Source organism: Sphingomicrobium arenosum (assembly GCF_026157085.1).
Classification (GTDB): domain Bacteria; phylum Pseudomonadota; class Alphaproteobacteria; order Sphingomonadales; family Sphingomonadaceae; genus Sphingomicrobium; species Sphingomicrobium arenosum.
Genome location: NZ_JANPVN010000001.1, coordinates 572512 through 589841, shown reverse-complemented (window position 1 = coordinate 589841; position 17330 = coordinate 572512). Strand labels below are relative to the sequence as shown.

Sequence of the window (17330 nt, the reverse complement as noted above, 5' to 3'; positions counted from 1 at the left end):
GGTCGTCTCATGCAGATCGTCACCGAACAGGCCATCGACCCCGCTCCGCTGGCGGGTAAGCGCGTCGCCATCATCGGCTATGGCAACCAGGGTCGCGCCCAGGCGCTCAACCTCGCCGACAGCGGGATCGACGTTGTCGTCGGTCTTCGCGAGGGCAGCGACACGTTCGACAGGGTGCGCGCCGACGGCCTCACCCCCCTCGCCCTCGATAAGGCGCCAAAGGGTGCGGCCCTCACCATGATGCTCGTGCCCGACGAACTCATGACCGGCATTTACGGCGTGATCGAACCCGCGCTCGAACCGGGCAGCGCGCTGGGTTTCAGCCACGGCCTCGCCGTGCACTTCAACCACATTCGCCCGCGTGAGGACTTGGACCTCCTGCTCATCGCGCCCAAGGGTCCCGGCACGGCGCTTCGCCAGCTCCACACCGAGGGCAAGGGCATGCCCGCGCTCTGGGCCGTCGCGCAGGATCGCAGCGGCCATGCCCGCAACATCGCCTTCGCCTATGGCCGCGCCATCGGCTGCGCGCGCGCCGGGCTCATCGCCTCGAGCTTCGAGGAAGAATGCGTCGCCGACCTGTTCAACGAGCAAGCGGTCGTCTGGGGCGGCGTCCCCGCGCTCCTGCTGGCCGGTTATGAAACCCTCGTCGAGGCGGGCTATTCCGAAGAGGTCGCCTATTTCGAATGCGTCAAGGAACTGAAACTCCTCGCCGATCTCGTCGACGAGCGCGGGATTGCCGCCATGCGCGAGGTCATTTCCAACACCGCCGAGCTTGGCGCGGTGCTCGGCGGACCGGCCATCGTCGATCATCATGTCCGCACCCGCATGCGCGACATCATGAAGAGCGTGCGTGAAGGCGAATTCGCCGCCCAGCTCGCCGAAGAAGCGGCCGAGGGCTACCCGCTTTTGTCGAAGGCCCGCGACCGGGCGCGTGCGCATCCCGCCGAGGCGGCGCGTCAGCGGCTCGACGACATCTCGCCGACCAGTCCGTCCTCGTCGAGCGACTGACCGGGGCGATCGCCGACCAGCGCGCGCTCCAGGTACCGTCGGGTCATGCGGCGATGCACGTCACTGACCGCGGGATCGTGAGCGCCTTGCGCGCGCTCCATTTCCTCGGCGGCGCGCTGCGCGAAATAGATACGATCCTGTTCTGCCATGCTCGCCTCCCGGGACGTGATGGCACGGCTCATAGCAGCCTCCCGACAAAAAGTCGCCTCCCCCGCGTCAAAGCGCGAAGGAGGCGTCCTTTTTCGGTCTGACAATTGTTAGAAGCGGATCCCGAGCGTGGCCACGGCCTGGTGCTTGTTGATCTCGCTGTCTTCATAGCGCGAATAGCGATATTCGCCGCCGAGATAGGTGCCGCGACCGATATAGTAACGACCGCCGGCACCGAGGCGATAGCCGCCTTCATTGTCCTCGATCAGCTCGTAGGTCACCGTCTCGCCATCGTCGATCGCTAGATCGTAAACGGTCTTGAGGTTGGTGTAGCCCGCCTTTGCATAGAGATCGAACAGCCGACCGACCGGCACGGTAAGACGACCGCCGATATAGAGGTCGGTGTCATTCTCGATGACGCCAGTCACGAAACCATCGACATCCTCGAAGGCGACATCTTCCTCGATATTGCTCTGGCCAGCCTCGACATCGATGCCGAGCGCGACCACACCGAGCGAGAAGTCGTAGCCTGCGCCAAAGCCCAGATACGTGCCCGACAGATCATAGTCTTCGGTACCCAAATCGACGAGGTCGGTCTCGCTGCCGAGTTGCAGTTCGACGCGCGGCCCCGAAGGGGCAAATTGCGCGGCCGCAGGCGTGGCCGTGGCCAATGCCCCCAATGCGGTGGCGGCGGCTAGACTTGTTTTCAGCATGGATACTCCTCTGGATGCCGATGAAATTCTCCCTGACGGGGTTCATTGCGAGCCCGTCCTGAACGAGTGGTGAGACGCCGGTTCATCGACATGAAAGGCGCGCTCGAGGGCGAGTGAGGGTTTCGACCAGAGCGGTCGTTCTATCGACGAAACGATTGGTCCCGACCGCCCGTCCCCCCTAGGCTCTCGGTCACGATCCTAAGGGGACCAAGATGATGTCGATCTCGTTCACGCTCGTCGCGGCTGCCACGCTCTCCCAGTCCGCTCCGACCAGTTGGGTTCCCGACGCCGCAGAACAGACGGCACTGGAAGCGCTGCACGCCGCGTCGGGCGTCCCCGGCATGCAGATCGCGGTGATCGATGATGGTGAGGTCCGCTGGCACGCCAATTACGGCGTCATGAACGTCGAGACCCGTCAGCCCGTCACCGATGAAACGCTCTTCCAGGTCGCCTCGCTCTCCAAACCGATCTTCGCCTATCTCGTGCTGCGCATGCTCGAGGAGGGCCGGATCGGGCTCGACGACAAGCTCGTCGATTATGTCGTGCCCTTCGACATGCCCGAACATGAATGGAACCGCGAGATCACCGTGCGCCATGTCATGACGCATCGCACCGGGCTCCAGAATTGGCGTCCAGCCGCCCCCGATGCGGCCGCCGCGATGGTCCCCAAATGCAAACCCGGCACCTGCGAAAGTTATTCGGGCGAAGCCTTCATGTGGCTCCAGCAAGTGCTCGAAACCGTCACGCAGAAATCGACCACCGAGCTCTTGGACGAATATATCTTCGAGCCGGGCCAGATCGACGCCAGCCTGGGGTGGCGCCCCGAAATCGGCGCTCGAACGGCCACCGGTCACTACATCGATCGTGATACCGGAGAGGTAAAAGCCCATCGCGAATTTGGCGATGCTTGGGGGCCGGCGATACAGGCCGTCGCGGAGCGCTGGGATCGCGACATCGACAGCTGGACGATGTGGGACTGGTTCAACGCCTTACGGGTCGCACATCCGGTGTCGCCGAGGGTGGCTGATTTGTCCTTCACCCAGATGAGCCAGCCGACCGATATCGATGCCGGGGTCCCCGGCTCGATCCGCGCCAGCGCCGAGGATTACGCCCGCTTCATGACGCTCCTGATGGACACGACGCCCGCCGCAGAATGGAAGATTTCGCCCCAGTCGCGTCACTGGATGCTCAGCGCCCATGGCGAGCGCTGGCACGACAACCTGCCAGGCGGCTTCGGCCTCGGCATCGAGCGCAAGGGAGACACCCGCTATTTCTATCACAGCGGCAATAACGGCAATGCCTTCAAGAGCTTCATGTTCGGCCACCCCGATACCGGGCGCGGCGTCGTCGTGCTCACCAACGGTCAAGCTGGCGACGAGCTCTACTGGCAGGTCTACGACCTGCTGATCGACGAGGAATTCCTGTCGAACAGCAAGCCCCTCGACGACTAATGGCGCCCGAACAGCTTCTCGACATCGCCTAGCGCGAGCTTCACCCAGGTCGGTCGGCCGTGGTTGCACTGCCCCGAATGCGGCGTGGTCTCGATCTGGCGCAAAAGCGCGTTCATTTCCGCCACCGACAGGATACGACCGGCGCGGACCGATCCGTGGCAGGCCATGGTGCCCGCCACCAGGTCTAGCCGGTCCTGCAATGTCGGCGCGCTGCCCAATTCGGCCAGTTCGGCGGCAATGTCGGCGAGAAGCTGCGGTGCGCGCACCTTGTCGCCGAGCGGCGCGGGGGTGGCGCGCACCAGCATCGTCGAAGGCCCGAAGCGCTCGATTTCCAACCCGAACTTCAAGAGCTCGGTAGCGGCCTCCTCCAGTCGCTCGCAATCGGCCTCGTCCAATTCGACCGGCTCGGCGATCAGCAAGGGTTGGCTGGCCACCCCTTGTCCCTCGCGCGCGCTACGCATCGCCTCGAGCACGAGCCGCTCGTGCGCGGCATGCTGGTCGACGATGACCAGTCCGTCTTCGGCCTCGGCGACGACATAGGTGGCGGCGATCTGACCGCGAGCAGCACCCAGCGGGTGACGGCTCGCCTCGGGCACGGGCGCAACAGCCGCCTCGGCGCGGGCGAGCGGCGCGGCGGCCATCACCGCGGCGAAACCGTCGCTCCGCCCCGCTGGCGCGACATAAGGCGCCGGCATCTCGCGCACGCCCGAGGGGAGCCCCGTCCCTTGCGGCAAGGGCTGCGCCATGGGCGCGGACGGCGGCATGGCAAGGTCGCCCTGCCCCGCCGCCGGCCCCTGCCCCTCCACCTGCCAGTTGGCAGGCTGGGCATGCTGTTCGCGCGCTGCCGACAAATGCCCCGCCTCTTCCAGCGCGCGCCGCACCCCGCCGACGATCAGTCCGCGAACGCCTTGCGGATCGCGAAAGCGCACCTCGGTCTTGGCGGGATGGACGTTGATGTCCACTTCGCTCGTCGGACAGCTGACGAACAGCGCCGCGATCGGATGGCGGTCACGCGCGATGAGGTCGCGATAGGCGCCGCGCAGCGCACCGACGAGCAGCTTGTCTTTCACCGGACGCCCGTTGACGAACAGATATTGCTGGTCGCCCATGCCGCGATTGAAGGTCGGCAGGCTGACCACGCCTTCCAGCCTGAGGTCGCCGCGCTGATGCTCGACGCCCACGGCGTTGCGCGCGAGATCGGGGGTCAGCAGCGCCGCGACGCGCTCGGGCGCAGTCTGCGGCTGGACGGCGATGATCGTGCGCCCGTCATGCTCGAAGCGAAAGGCGACATCGGGCCGCGCCATGGCCAGCCGGCGCATGGTGTCCAATGCCGCCTGATATTCGGCGCGCGGGCTCCGCATGAACTTGCGCCGCGCCGGCACCTTGGCGAAGAGATCCTCGACCGTGACCCGCGTCCCTTGCGGAAGGCTCGCAGGACCGGTCTCGATGCGCTGGCCATGGTCGGTGACGATGCGCCACCCATCGCCGCCTTCTGCCGAGCGGCTTTCGAGCGTGAAGCGCGACACGCTGGCGATCGAGGGCAAGGCCTCGCCGCGAAAGCCGAAGCTCGCCACTTCCTCGATCGCCTCGTCGGGCAGCTTGCTCGTTGCATGGCGCTCGAGGGCCAGCGCCATGTCCGCGCTTGTCATGCCATGGCCGTCGTCCTCGACGAGAATGCGGGTGGTGCCGCCGCCTTCGAGCTGGACCCGGATGCGCTTCGCGCCCGCGTCCAGTCCATTCTCGACCAGTTCCTTCAACGCGCTCGCGGGCCGTTCGACGACCTCGCCTGCCGCGATCCGGTCGATGAGGGAATTCGGCAGCCTTCTTATTGACATATCAACTATATTCGCCCACTTGTTCCCCGCGCCTGGGAGCCCGGATTTCCGCCGAAATTCAATAAGCTTTCAACGATATTTGTTTAACCATTGGAGACCCTGCGCCTCCTTGTGCGTTGCGGCCACCATAACAACAAAATGGAAGACGCCCATATGTTCTGGACGAAATGGTTCAAATGGATGAGCCATGACATGGCCATCGACCTCGGCACCGCCAACACGCTCGTCTACGTTCGTGGGCGCGGGATCGTGCTGAACGAACCGTCCGTGGTCGCGATCGAAACCGTCAACGGCATCAAGAAGGTCAAGGCCGTCGGCGACGACGCCAAGCTCATGATGGGCAAGACCCCTGAGGCGATCGACGCGATCCGCCCGCTGCGCGACGGCGTCATCGCCGACATCGACGTGGCGGAGGAAATGATCAGCCACTTCATCCAGAAGGTGCATGGCGGCAAGATGAAGGCCTGGCGCTTCCCCGAGATCGTCATCTGCATTCCCTCGGGCGCGACCAATGTCGAACGCCGCGCCATTCGTGACGCCGCGTCCAACGCGGGCGCATCCGCCGTCTACCTGATCGAGGAGCCGATGGCGGCTGCGATCGGTGCCGACATGCCGGTCACCGAACCGGTCGGCTCGATGGTCGTCGACATCGGCGGCGGCACCACTGAAGTCGCCGTCCTGTCGCTGCGCGGCCTTGCCTACACCACCAGCGTGCGCGTCGGCGGGGACAAGATGGACGAAGCCATCTCCTCCTATGTTCGCCGCAACCACAACCTCCTGATCGGCGAAGCCACGGCCGAGCGGATCAAGAAGGAAGTCGGCATCGCCAAGCCGCCCGCCGACGGCATCGGCGAGACGGTCTACATCAAGGGCCGCGACCTCGTGAACGGCGTTCCCAAGGAAATCGCCATCAACCAAGGCCAGATCGCCGAAGCGCTGTCCGAACCCGTCGGCACGATTGTCGAGGGCGTACGCATCGCGCTCGAAAATACCGCGCCCGAACTGGCCGCCGACATCTGCGACCAGGGCATCGTCCTCACCGGCGGCGGCGCGCTGCTCGAAGGTCTCGATGAAGTCCTGCGCGATGAAACCGGCCTGCCGGTCATCGTCGCCGACGATCCGCTGACATGCGTGGCCATGGGTACCGGCCGCGCGCTCGAGGAAGACCAGTTCCGCGGCGTGTTGCTGACGGTCTGATCGGGGGGCGTTTCTGATATGGCGGCGAGCAAGTTCCGTCGCCCCGGATGGTCGCGGCGCGCACAATATAGCCTGTTTTTCAGCTTCGTGGCGCTTGCCGCGGGGCTGGCGCTAGGCTTCGTGCTGCTCGCCATTTCGGTGGTCGCGCCGCGCACCTTCGACGGGTTGCGCGGCGCTGCCACCGATGCGACCCGCCCCGCTGCCGAAGGACTGGCCTCGATCGGCGCCACGGTGGGCGGCATCTTCACCGGCGCGGGCAATTATTGGGACGCCGCCAACCAGAATGCCACCTTGAAGGAACAGCGCGACCGGCTACGCCGCCAGGCGCTCGCCGCAATGGCGCTCGAACGCGAGAACGAACAGCTGAAGGCCGCGCTCGAATTGCGCGAGCGCACCGTCGACACCGTCGCCACCGGCCGCATCATCGGCTCCTCGCACGACAGCGTGCGCCGCTTCGCCGTTCTGTCGGCGGGCCGTTCGAATGGCGTGCGCAATGGCATGCCGGTGCGCAGTCCCGACGGTCTGATCGGCCGCGTCGTCGCTTCCGGCAGCTATTCGAGCCGCATCCTTCTCATCTCGGACCGATCCGCCATCGTGCCGGCGCGGATCCTGCGCTCGGGCGAGCCGATCATCTCGCGCGGCCTTGGTGACGGCAATGTCGACTTGAGGCCGCTCGAGGTGGGGCGAAATCCGTTCGAGCCGGGCGACATCATCGTCACCTCGGGGACTGGCGGCCTCTACCCCCCGCGCGTCCCCGTGGCCCGCGTCGTGCGGCTCGACGATGACGGCGCGGTTGCCGTCCCGATGGCCACCCCCGCCCAGTCGAGCATCGCCATCGTCATGTCGCCGTTCGAACCCGCCGCCTTGGCCCCCTATGAGGCACCGCTCGACGAGGCCGAGGGTGCGGTCGCGCCGGACGTCGCGCAATAATGGCGCGCCGCGCCAAGCCCCGCCCCCGGCCCGCGGGCTTCGACCAGGGCCCGCGTCCCTTCGCCGAATGGGTTCCCGCCGCGAGCATCGCCATCGCCAGCCTGCTCGTCGCCATGCTGCCGATCGTCAGTCTCAAAGGCTGGTGGCCCGATGCGGGCTTCCTCGTCCTGCTTGCCTGGCGGATGCACCGCTCCGACCCCTTTCCCAACTGGTGGGCGATCCCGCTGGGCCTCATCAACGATCTCCTGTCGATGCACCCCATCGGCCTGTCGGTCGTCACTTTCTGCCTTGCGCTGCTCGCCATCGACGTGGTCGACGCGCGCAAGATGGGGCGTAACTGGCTGACCGAATGGCTGCTCGCAGCGCTGCTCGTCCTCGCCGCCGAATTCATCCAATGGTGGGTGGCGGCCATTCAGGGCGCGGCAATGCCGCTTGCGGCACTATGGCCGCCGATCGTCATCACCATCCTCGCCTTTCCGCTCATCGCCGAACTGGTGGCGCTGCTCGATCGTTACCGATTGCGCAAGACTGGGGTATAAGCGACGAGACGATGGCAAAGCCGCCCAAGAAACCTGCCCGGTTCACCGAGGCCCAGCGCGACGACGCATTTGGCCGCCGCTCGTTGCTCATCGGCGGCATCCAGACCCTCTTCGGCGGGGCACTGATTGCACGCTTGGGCTATCTCTCGATCAGCCAGAACCAATATTATCAGACGATGGCCGAGGACAATCGCGTCCAGATGATTATCGTGCCCCCACGGCGCGGCTGGATCATCGACCGCAACGGCAAGCCGATCGCCATCAACCGGTCAGACTTTCGTGTCGACATGGTCGCCGACCAGGTTCCCGAGGGCCGCTTGGAGGTCACGCTGAAGCAGGCTGCCAGCCTGCTCGATCTCGACTCCGAGCAAGTCGATCGCATCAGCAGCGAGCTGACCACCAAGTCGGGGTACCAGCCGGTCCAACTCGCCGAGAACGTGCCTTACGAGAATTATGCCGCCGTGACGGTGCGCCTTCCCGATCTCGAAGGCGTGCTGCCCCAGCGCGGCTTCTCGCGCTATTATCCGGCCGGCAGCGCGGTCGGCCACCTCATCGGCTATGTCGGCATCGCCAACCGCGAGGAATATGTCGCCGAGGACAAGAACCCGCTGCTCGTCACCCCCGGCTTCAAGATCGGCAAGGAAGGCTTGGAAGAGGTCCTCGAGCAGCAGTTGCGCGGACAGCCCGGCGGCCAGCGCGTCGAACTGACCGCGCGCGGCAAGCTGGTGCGCGAACTCGAACCCAAGCCCGACAGTTCGGGCAACACGGTCCAGCTGTCGATCGACGTCGACCTGCAGGAATATGCCGCCCGCCGCCTCGGCCTCGAAAGCGGTGCGGTCGTCGTCGTCGACGTTCTCACGGGCGACATCCTGTGCATGGCGAGCATGCCCGCCTACGACCCCAACAGTTTCTCCGACGGCATCGGCCAGACCGAATGGAAGCTGCTCAGCGAGAATGAGCGCCGCCCGCTCGTCAACAAGACCGTCAACTCGCTCTACCCGCCGGGCTCGACCCTCAAACCGATGAATACGCTCGCCTTCCAAGCGGCGGGCGTCGACCCCGGCGAGCGCGTCTATTGCAACGGCGGTTATCAGCTCGGCAGCCGCTTCTTCCGCTGCCTCAAGCGTCATGGTTCAATGAACATGCGCGATGCGGTGATGAAGAGCTGCAACGCCTACTTCTACGCCATGGCGCATCGGGTCGGCTATGACGTCGTCGCCGACATGGCGCGCAAGCTCACGCTCGGCATGAAATATGACCTGCCACTCGTCAGCCAGAGCTATGGCACCATTCCCGACAGCGAATGGAAGCTCAGCAAATACGACCAGCGCTGGACCGCCGCCGACAGCCTCAACGCCTCGATCGGGCAGGGCTATGTCATTCTCAACCCGCTGCAGCTGGCGGTGCATACCGCGCGCATGGCGTCGGGCCGCGCCGTCCTGCCACGCCTGTTGGGCAAACATGACGAGCCGGCCGCCCTGCTCGATATTCCTGCCGAGCATCTCGCCGTCAGCCGCGAGGCGATGTGGAAGGTCGTCAACGACGCCGGCACGGCGGGCACCGCGCGCATTCCCGTCGAGGGCGTGGAGGTCGCGGGGAAGACCGGCACCAGCCAGGTGCGCGGGCTCCAATATGGCGACGGCAAGAACGTACCGTGGAAATATAAGGATCACGGCCATTTCGTCTGTTATGCGCCCTATGACAATCCGCGCTATGCGATGTGCGTCTCGATCGAACATGGCGGCACCTCGGGCGCCGCGACCCCGGTCGCGCGCGACGTCATGACCTTCCTGTTCGACCAGCAAAAAGCGATGGAGCGCCTCGCCGCCTACGAACAGGAGCAGTTCGGCGGCTCGCTCGCCGAGCGCGAAGCCGCCTTCCAGCGCCGCGTCCGCGAAATCGCCGAATCCAACGCCGCCGCGCGCGCCGCGGGGTCGACCGCATGATGCTCTCCATGATCCCCCAGCCGCTGGCGAGGCTGCCATGGACGCTCATCACGCTCGTCCTCCTGATCGGGTGTTTCGGCATAGCCCACCTCTATTCGGCCGCCGGCGGTTCGGTGCAGCCCTGGGCGCTGCGCCAAGGCGTCATCTTCTTTGCGCTGCTCTTGGTCGCGCTCGGGATCAGCTACGTCCCCGAAAGCTGGGTCAAGCTGCTGACCCCGATCGGTTACGTTACCGTCCTTGGTCTGCTGGTCCTCGTCGAGGTGGCGGGCCATGTCGGCATGGGCGCGCAGCGCTGGATCGACCTCGGGTTCATGAAACTCCAGCCATCGGAATTCATGAAGCCCGTCATCGTCCTCATGCTCGCCCGCTTCTACGAACTCCTGCCGACGGGTGACATCCGCAAGTGGCGCGCCATCTGGCCCGCCGCGATCCTCATCGGGCTTCCCGTGGGCCTCACCCTCATCCAGCCCGACCTCGGCACCGCGCTCGCGCTCGCCTTTGGCGGCGTGATGGTCATGTTTCTCGCTGGCCTTCCATGGTGGTATTTCGCCGGGGGCCTCGCCGCCATGGCCGCGGTCATCCCCATCGCCATCCAGTTCCTCGAACCCTATCAGCAGCGCCGCATCCTCATCTTCCTCGAGCCCGAGGCCGATCCGCTGGGTGCCGGCTACAACCTCACCCAATCGAAAATCGCGATCGGGTCGGGCGGATTGTGGGGCAAGGGCTATATGAACGGCTCGCAAAGCCACCTCCAATATCTCCCCGAAGGCCACACCGACTTCGCTTTCTCGGCCATCGTCGAAGAATGGGGTCTTGTCGGGGGGGTCGTACTGATCCTCGCCTTCGCAGGGGTCATCCTGTGGGGCATGCGTGTCGCACGCCGCGCCAAGGGGCGGTTCGCCCAGCTTGCCGCCGCCGGCCTGACCATGACGATTTTCTTCTATGTTTGCATCAACCTGATGATGGTGATGGGGCTCGCGCCCGTGGTCGGCATTCCGCTCCCGCTTGTCAGTTTCGGCGGCTCGGCGGTGATGACCATCATGCTCATGATCGGCCTCCTCATCGCCTTCGACCGGCAGGCCAAGAGCGCCGCCCGCGCGCGGCGCGGCGGACTCAACAGCTAAGGCCGCTCGAATCAGCGCTACCAGTCGTTCGCAAGCAAGAATGCGAAGCGAGATTTTTCCTGTTGCATTCCGTGCCGATGCCGACTAGACGCCCCTCACCGCACCGGACGGAGCTTTTGGCTCCGCGATGCATTTCGAAAAGTGTGGACGCATAGCTCAGTTGGTAGAGCAGCTGACTCTTAATCAGCGGGTCCTAGGTTCGAGCCCTAGTGCGTCCACCATTTTTCTCAATGACTTAGCGCCGACGCGGAAGCTCCGTTCCGACATTTCAGCCGCGGTCATTCCGACAAAATCCCTCATAGTCCGTCAGGGCACTAATTGTGGTTGCCTGACGGGCACGATGTAGAATGAATCTGTCGGGCGGTGTTGGCTGTCCTCGATGCTTGCTAAGCTCGCCAGCGCGAAGCAGTACGGGAGGCGGCGCGGGGACGGCTTGGCTCGAATGTTCGGCTATGCGGGCCGCATCGCCAGAATTGTGCGGAACCGGCCATACCATTCATCGAGGTTCTGATAGTGCTCTTTCAGCAGAGCGTTGTTTGCGTCGAGGCTCGCGGTACCGAGATCAATGAAGCTCACGGTGTAGACCGGCTTCATGAGGTCGTTCGTGTAGATCTTCAAGGCCAAGCTGCTTACCTTTTCGACTTGGCGAGACGAGCCACTAAGACCGCCCACAATGAGGCCTGCGGGTCCGAGAAGGGCGCCGCCTATCGCTGCCCCTGCTGCTTGGCTACCCCGATTAGTCTTGGTCAATGTCGAACCGTTTTGCTCGACTTCGACAGCAACAAGCTGATCAAAATCGAACACTCGCGGCTCGCCTTCGCAAGGGAGTATGGCGAACTTCTGCTGATCCACCGACAGCGCTAACGAGTTTTTCGAGCCCGTGACAGCGTGATGAACCAAGCTGGCACTGAAATCCGGCAATGTCGCAAGCGCATTCGTGTCCGACTCAATCTTCTCGTTGGCGTCCATGTTCGAACTGATGATGACGGCAATGATGATGCCGACGATGACTATACCGATCCCAACTAGCATAAGGCCCCCTACTACTTAAAAGCATCGCGCGGCGATCAGGCCGCTATTGTCGAACCGTTCAACGTAGCGGGCATGGCCCGCGACAATTTGCGCACAGCTGAGGTCGCGACCATTGGCCTCGACCCTCGCGACCATTCGTCCGTAGCGATCTCGCGTGACGGGATGAATAGTGACCCGGCCGACAAGCATTCGGTCGAGGCTCTGGGTCGATGCGCGCGCGGCCGCATCGTCGCATACATAGTGGGAGCGACCCTGCCTGCACGGGCGGGAGCTGGTGCGATCGGGCGCATCGATGGCAAGCATGCGGACGAGACCTTGATCGCGGCAGCGGATCGTGTCGCCATCCACGACGCGCGGGTCGTGACAGACCATGGCGGCGGCAAACAAAGCAATACTCATCATCACTCCTTGCCAGCAACAGCCAGCCTCTGCTTAACCTGCGGCAATATCTGGTTCGCGTTCAAGGGGGAAAAATCATGTTGCAGATTATCGGTTGGCTGGGGTGCCTCTATCTATTCATTAAGGGTATCGAATTGCTGGGTCTTGCAGCGCGGTGGAAAGAGGATCCGCTTCGTGGCGCAGTTAAGGAGATCGTTTACGAGGACGGCGGCCAGACTGAGATCGAAGTGGAGTCAATTCCAGGGCTCGCCAATATGCAATGGGCCGGCGGCTTGTCGATCGTCGGCGCACTCGGCTTCGCGGCATGGCTGCTTAATCAGGGCGAGGCCTTTAATTCCACGACAAGCTACTCGTCTTCGATAGACGATGCTTTTTACGAGTGCATGCGCGAGGCCAACACGCAGGCTGAGATCCTCGCCTGCTAATGAGGCGGATAATTATCCACAGAAAAAGCCATCCCGTGTTCTTGCAATGTTCCGTGGTGGCAGCGCAAGTTCCTTCCCATGTCGACCAAGCATGTCAGGACAGTCGCAGACCTTGTCCGATTCGGCGCGGGTTTAAAGATCGAGTGCCGGAGCTGCGGTGCTGCGCGGACGGTAGACGGCTTCGAGATGGCCCGTTACGGGGGCACAGGTAGCCTGTGTGCGCTTGAGCGACGGATGCGCTGTCAGCGTTGCGGCGCTCGCGATGCTGCTACGACCATCCTGCCGCCGATCGGCAAGCCACGCGGACATTAGGTGGAGTGTGTTGTCGACCGCCCTCAACGGTCAAGCCTGGGCTGTCTGCTCAACTCTCGTCCGTTGCATCGACCTATCCCATTGAAGTCGTGTCCCGGCAACTAGCTGGGGCGCACTCCTTCTCGGGAGCGCGCCCCTAGACTACTACAGCCGCTCCTCGTGCATCTCGACTGACTTCCAGCCGCGCTCGTAGACGTAGAGCATTGTATGCCACCAGTCTGATCCGCCACTATGCAGTCGCATGATTGCCTCCAGCGGCAACGGATAATCAGGGGGCAGCCAATCGGCGCGATCGTTGAGCAGCGCCCCAACGATCTGTTCCGTTGTTGAGCCGATCGACATGCCGGCCGCAGCCGCCTCACGGGCGAGAGACATCATTCGAGCAGCAAGCTGCGGCTTCACCATTTTCGGGTCGTACATAGGATTTCCTTTCAAGATTGGACAATGTTGGCGGGAGGGCGCGGCGGAGGCCCCCGCGCCAATCCACAGGTCCACCAGTCACCCATCGCTGCCTCCCGAGGATTCGCTCGCGCCGGCAATGCGCTCGATGTGAGCGCGCCGGCTGCGAGCCAGTCGCCGCGCTTTCTCCGGGTTCGTTTTGTTGTAGAGAAGCGTCGTGCTGACCTGGCTGTGGCCACTGATCGACCGGATATCGACCTCGCCGGCGTTCCCTAGCTCGGTAGCGCCACCGTGCCGGAAGCTCGTGAATGTCAGGCTCTTGGGAAGGCCGGCATGCTCACAGATGCGACGGTGAACGGTGCTCATCCTCCGGGGCTTGTACGGCTGCCCGTTTCGCTCCTCGAGAATGATCAGGCCGTCTTTGGTTGGAGCAGCGTCGGCAACGATCTTCAGTTCGCTCTCAAGCTCCGGATATAGGCGCATTCGATCCGAGCCGCTGAAGTCTGTGAGCGGAATGTCGATCAGCTTGCCCGTTTTGTGTTGACGAACCAGGATCCATTCCTCGGCCTGGTAATCCACCCAGCGGATCCCGCGCTCTTCAGGCTCAACTTCATTTCCATCTGGGTCTTCTGGATCCTCGAAACCGAAGCAGTCGGAGGCGCGCTGCACGAGCTCGAAGGCAAGCGCAGCGGCGGCGGCCATCGACTGGAAGCCGAGCTCCTTCGCCGCAGCTCGATATCGATCGTATTGCTCTCGCGTCGCCGCGAGGTTGCCCTTTTTGACTCGATGATCGAGCGCCATGCCCTTGAAGGGGTTTGAACCATCAGCAATGCCAGTGGTCTCGGGGTAGCGGTTCGCCCGGTTCCAGATCGCACGGCATACCGTCATGGCGTAGGTAGCCTGCCGCCGCCCCCTCTCCTTGAAGATCTTATAGAGGTTGTCCGCAGCCGTTGCCGTGACGCTGCCGGCGTTGCGCTCCCCGAACACGCCGCGCTTCATGGGCGTGTCGGCGATGGCCTTCATCAGCTTTCGGTAATCAGACTTCGTCTTAGGGGCGAGTTTGAGAAACCATTCGGATTGCTGATACCATCGGAATAGCCATGCTACGGTGCCAGGAAAGAGGTCGGTCTTGGCCTCACCGTTTCGCCATTCGTCGAGCGCTTGGTTCAGCCGCTCGGCCTTCTCGAATGCAGCCGCTAGGTCGCGACCCAGCGCGGTGGCGACGACTGGGCATGCGACACCATGCCGCACGGCACCCTTACGAGCCCAGTAAGGCGGCTCCCAATAATAGGCAGGCCCATTCTTGGTCTGCTTGACGCGGAAATAGCGAGGCGCGTTCAGCTTAGCCAAAATCGAAATCCTCTTCGATCCTGGTGGCGCCTTTGAAGCGTTCTTCCAAAAGCGCATCGAGATGAGGTCGATAGGCGACCCGTCGGCCGTTACGACCGACACGGTGAAAGACCACCCGACCATCTTGCTGCCAGCGCCGCATCTGCGATGGCGATGCGGATGTGTAAGCGAGCGCCTGGTCGTAGGTGAGCCCCATGGGCCACGCAGTGACATAGTGCGGAACGTCATGCGCCGTCGTGATGGTGGCGCTGAGCCCTTCGCTCATCTCTTTTTCCTCAGACGATTGTACATCGTCCTCGGACTTCATCCCCTCCCCTTGCCCACCGCCCGGGCATGCGCCTCGGGCGGTGAGTTCGGGTTGGACATCGAAGAGCGGCAGTTGCGTCATGGCCTCCTGGCTACCGCCCCGGGGCCAATTGTCTCGCCACTTACCCCGCTACTAAGACTTCGAGCTGCTACCGACCTTTGTGACTACTCTGTTGAATGGCATCGTTGAGTTGCACGTATTGACGGTATTCCGCTTCTGTCAGGATGTTCTTCACAGCCGCCATTCGGTCATATATTTCGACAAGCTTCCCGGGATCGGGGAGTGCTGCGACCACGGTGGCAGCCTCGGTAGTATAGGGCTTGATCTGATCGGTTAGTGCCTTGGCCTCGGCACTATTCCCGACAACCAGTCTCGGCCCATCGGCTTGGCTTTTATCGACGGAAAGCATGCCCTGGCCCCATGCTTTAAGTGCGACCCCCATGGCCCTTCTTACGCGGCGAATGGCTTTCGTGACTTGCGCCATCAGCCCATTGTGGATTTCACCAATGATCGGACGCAGATCAGACGCCACCGCATCAAGCCGCTTCTGAGCACCCGCGTCCTTACCCTCGTAAACGAGGGCCGCTTCCCCGCCCTCCTTCTCGACATATTTGAGAGTTTTGGCCGCATAGGCCCTCAATCCTTCGAAGATGCTGGCGACTCTACGCTTCTCTCGATCGAGTTTCTTCTTTTCGAGTTCCACGCTTTCCCGCTCACAGTGGAGCCGAGCCCGCTCACTCTGGATTTCCGCAAGCGCCCGCTCCTTCTCAGCCTCTGCCTCGTCCCGGGAGCGTTCCTCGATTTCTCGCGCTTCCTTAAGCTCATCGAGTTCTTGGATCATCCGATCCCGCATTCGCCCGTCTTCCTCAAGAATTCCCTGAAGCCGGCTCACCGATGAAAGCAGTTGCTGCCTGAGTCTTTCCTGCTGACCCTTCTCTTCTCTTTTTGCAGCTAGCCCCTCAGAGACAATCTCCAAGTCGATCTTCACGTCCGCCAATCGCCTCTCGAGCCTCTTCCGCTCCACCTGCGCCTGAGCCAGCCCAGCCTCTGCCTGGTCTCTTTTCAGTTTCGCAGCCGCGGCGGCCTTCTGTGCCTGCCTATATTCCTTGTACTCGTTATGTCCCAACCGAAAGCGCTTCGGGCCATGTCGAAGAAGACCGACTTCTTGCGACACATCATCGTAATAGCGCTGCTGGAAAGCCTGCATCGCATCCTTGTATGCGCGATCTCCTCGCGCCCGATGCTCCCTGTCTGTTTCGCCCTCGTTTCGCTCGACGGCGTCCTTGGCGAGCCGTCCCGGATGACACGACCTCACATCAGGGTTTTCGCCGGCAGCGACGGCAAGAAGATGGAGATGCGGATGCCCCTCGTCGAAATGCTCGACCACGCTAACGAGCTCTAAACCGAGCTCACGGCACTGCTGATGGCCCCACGCGATAGTCAGCTCGTTCCATTTTTGGAGGAGCGCCTTTTCTTCCTCGGACTGGAAGTTCGCGACGAGTTCTCCGTTCTTTTCCTCTACCCAAGGCACAGGGTATGATGCGACCATGGCCACGAGCACCTGCGCATCCTTTCGGAGCGCTGATGCGACCCCTCGCCGTTGGCCTCTTGGCAGCGCGCGTCGACGTTCGCGCTGACGCACCTTATGCTCGTCGAGACGGGACTGGATGATATCAGGGACCTCGACCGGATCGACCCCGAATAACAGGCGCGGTTCCAAGGGTTCATCGACATGCGGATGAGAGCCCGGCGTACGGGCGGCCTCGTGGCAGATTTCCTCCACATTGAGCCTGCGATCGAATTTGACTTTGCCTTCCTTAGCCATCGCGATCTCGCGCTTTTGGCGAAGGCTGGAAACCGACATTGCGTAGGTTTCCATGTGCACGAACTGTGGTCCGCTCATGACGAGCGGCCCTGTTCGGACAAGGGGGCTTGGGGATCGCCCCAACCGACGGGATCATGGGTGGCAACGCCGGGACCAATGATCCTGTAGTCGGTCACTACAGTTTTATTGGCGCAGCCAATTGCCCCCATGCGGGGGCACTCCCGGCCCGCTCCTGCGGGCCGGCGGGCGCCTCGATGAGGCGCCTGAAAACGAGCTTGTGGATGAGGCTCTAGCCGATGCGAATTGACAGGGTGTTTCATGATCAACCTCCGAAAGCGATCGCGAGGACGGCCCGTCATCGGGCGTCTGATCGCGATCGCTTTCGGGTTGG

General features: G+C 63.1%; 17 protein-coding genes and 1 tRNA gene. 9 read left to right on the top strand and 9 right to left on the bottom strand.

What is annotated here, in order from left to right:
• Nucleotides 1–9: 9 nt before the first annotated feature.
• Entirely contained in the window at nucleotides 10–1008 is a 999-nt protein-coding gene (gene ilvC, locus NUW51_RS02695) for a ketol-acid reductoisomerase (RefSeq protein WP_265562518.1), read from the top strand.
• On the opposite strand, the gene NUW51_RS02690 is transcribed toward ilvC, so the two are convergent.
• Together NUW51_RS02690 and NUW51_RS02685 are read right to left on the bottom strand one after the other, a co-directional pair.
• Nucleotides 957–1157 carry a hypothetical protein gene (locus NUW51_RS02690; protein WP_265562516.1) on the bottom strand — a complete coding sequence of 67 codons (201 nt, stop codon included), beginning with the start codon at nucleotides 1155–1157 and terminating at the stop codon, nucleotides 957–959. The two genes, ilvC and NUW51_RS02690, sit on opposite strands and share 52 nt — an antisense overlap.
• 108 nt (nucleotides 1158–1265) lie before the next feature.
• Nucleotides 1266–1868 carry an outer membrane protein gene (locus NUW51_RS02685; protein ID WP_265562514.1) on the bottom strand — a complete coding sequence of 201 codons (603 nt, stop codon included), beginning with the start codon at nucleotides 1866–1868 and terminating at the stop codon, nucleotides 1266–1268.
• A 212-nt stretch (nucleotides 1869–2080) separates the two neighbouring features.
• Here NUW51_RS02685 and NUW51_RS02680 point away from each other — a divergent pair, with 212 nt between their 5' ends.
• Complete coding sequence (locus tag NUW51_RS02680; protein ID WP_265562512.1) at nucleotides 2081–3319, top strand: serine hydrolase domain-containing protein; 1239 nt, start codon at nucleotides 2081–2083, stop codon at nucleotides 3317–3319.
• Here NUW51_RS02680 and mutL read toward each other — a convergent pair.
• A complete protein-coding gene (gene mutL, locus NUW51_RS02675) occupies nucleotides 3316–5154 on the bottom strand; it encodes a DNA mismatch repair endonuclease MutL (protein ID WP_265562510.1) in 1839 nt (612 codons plus the stop codon). The genes NUW51_RS02680 and mutL overlap by 4 nt on opposite strands.
• A gap of 153 nt (nucleotides 5155–5307) precedes the next feature.
• Between mutL and NUW51_RS02670 the strand changes: the two genes are divergently transcribed.
• The 6 genes from NUW51_RS02670 (at nucleotide 5308) to NUW51_RS02645 (ending at nucleotide 11111) form a co-directional block, all read left to right on the top strand.
• On the top strand, nucleotides 5308–6351 hold the full coding sequence (locus NUW51_RS02670; protein WP_265562508.1) for a rod shape-determining protein: 1044 nt from the start codon (nucleotides 5308–5310) through the stop codon (nucleotides 6349–6351).
• 18 nt (nucleotides 6352–6369) lie between these two features.
• The gene (mreC, locus tag NUW51_RS02665; RefSeq protein ID WP_265562506.1) at nucleotides 6370–7281 is read left to right on the top strand and encodes a rod shape-determining protein MreC; all 912 of its coding nucleotides are present in this window, start codon (nucleotides 6370–6372) and stop codon (nucleotides 7279–7281) included.
• Complete coding sequence (gene mreD / locus NUW51_RS02660; RefSeq protein ID WP_265562504.1) at nucleotides 7281–7820, top strand: rod shape-determining protein MreD; 540 nt, start codon at nucleotides 7281–7283, stop codon at nucleotides 7818–7820. The genes mreC and mreD overlap by 1 nt, the downstream gene beginning before the upstream one ends.
• Nucleotides 7821–7831: 11 nt before the next feature.
• Nucleotides 7832–9766: a penicillin-binding protein 2 gene (gene mrdA / locus NUW51_RS02655; RefSeq protein WP_265562502.1), complete on the top strand. Its 1935-nt coding sequence runs from the start codon at nucleotides 7832–7834 to the stop codon at nucleotides 9764–9766.
• Nucleotides 9763–10890: a rod shape-determining protein RodA gene (gene rodA, locus NUW51_RS02650; protein WP_265562500.1), complete on the top strand. Its 1128-nt coding sequence runs from the start codon at nucleotides 9763–9765 to the stop codon at nucleotides 10888–10890. Before mrdA ends, rodA begins: the two co-directional genes overlap by 4 nt.
• A 145-nt stretch (nucleotides 10891–11035) precedes the next feature.
• Nucleotides 11036–11111, top strand: a tRNA-Lys gene (locus tag NUW51_RS02645).
• A 229-nt stretch (nucleotides 11112–11340) separates the two neighbouring features.
• Here NUW51_RS02645 and NUW51_RS02640 read toward each other — a convergent pair.
• Complete coding sequence (locus NUW51_RS02640; RefSeq protein WP_265562497.1) at nucleotides 11341–11922, bottom strand: hypothetical protein; 582 nt, start codon at nucleotides 11920–11922, stop codon at nucleotides 11341–11343.
• Between the two features lie 15 nt (nucleotides 11923–11937).
• Nucleotides 11938–12321, bottom strand: a complete 384-nt coding sequence (locus NUW51_RS02635) for a thermonuclease family protein (protein ID WP_265562495.1) — start codon at nucleotides 12319–12321, stop codon at nucleotides 11938–11940.
• A 77-nt stretch (nucleotides 12322–12398) separates the two neighbouring features.
• Between NUW51_RS02635 and NUW51_RS02630 the strand changes: the two genes are divergently transcribed.
• Nucleotides 12399–12746 carry a hypothetical protein gene (locus tag NUW51_RS02630; protein WP_265562494.1) on the top strand — a complete coding sequence of 116 codons (348 nt, stop codon included), beginning with the start codon at nucleotides 12399–12401 and terminating at the stop codon, nucleotides 12744–12746.
• Between the two features lie 456 nt (nucleotides 12747–13202).
• On the opposite strand, the gene NUW51_RS02625 is transcribed toward NUW51_RS02630, so the two are convergent.
• From NUW51_RS02625 to NUW51_RS02610, 4 genes are all read right to left on the bottom strand, one after another.
• Nucleotides 13203–13478, bottom strand: coding sequence for a hypothetical protein (locus NUW51_RS02625; RefSeq protein ID WP_265562492.1), 276 nt, complete (start codon nucleotides 13476–13478; stop codon nucleotides 13203–13205).
• Between the two features lie 78 nt (nucleotides 13479–13556).
• Nucleotides 13557–14807 carry a tyrosine-type recombinase/integrase gene (locus tag NUW51_RS02620; protein WP_265562490.1) on the bottom strand — a complete coding sequence of 417 codons (1251 nt, stop codon included), beginning with the start codon at nucleotides 14805–14807 and terminating at the stop codon, nucleotides 13557–13559.
• Nucleotides 14800–15195 (bottom strand): MerR family transcriptional regulator, encoded by a 396-nt coding sequence (locus NUW51_RS02615; RefSeq protein ID WP_265562488.1) that lies wholly within the window; start codon nucleotides 15193–15195, stop codon nucleotides 14800–14802. Before NUW51_RS02615 ends, NUW51_RS02620 begins: the two co-directional genes overlap by 8 nt.
• Before the next feature lie 67 nt (nucleotides 15196–15262).
• Entirely contained in the window at nucleotides 15263–17017 is a 1755-nt protein-coding gene (locus NUW51_RS02610) for a hypothetical protein (protein ID WP_265562486.1), read from the bottom strand.
• Nucleotides 17018–17330 lie beyond the last annotated feature (313 nt).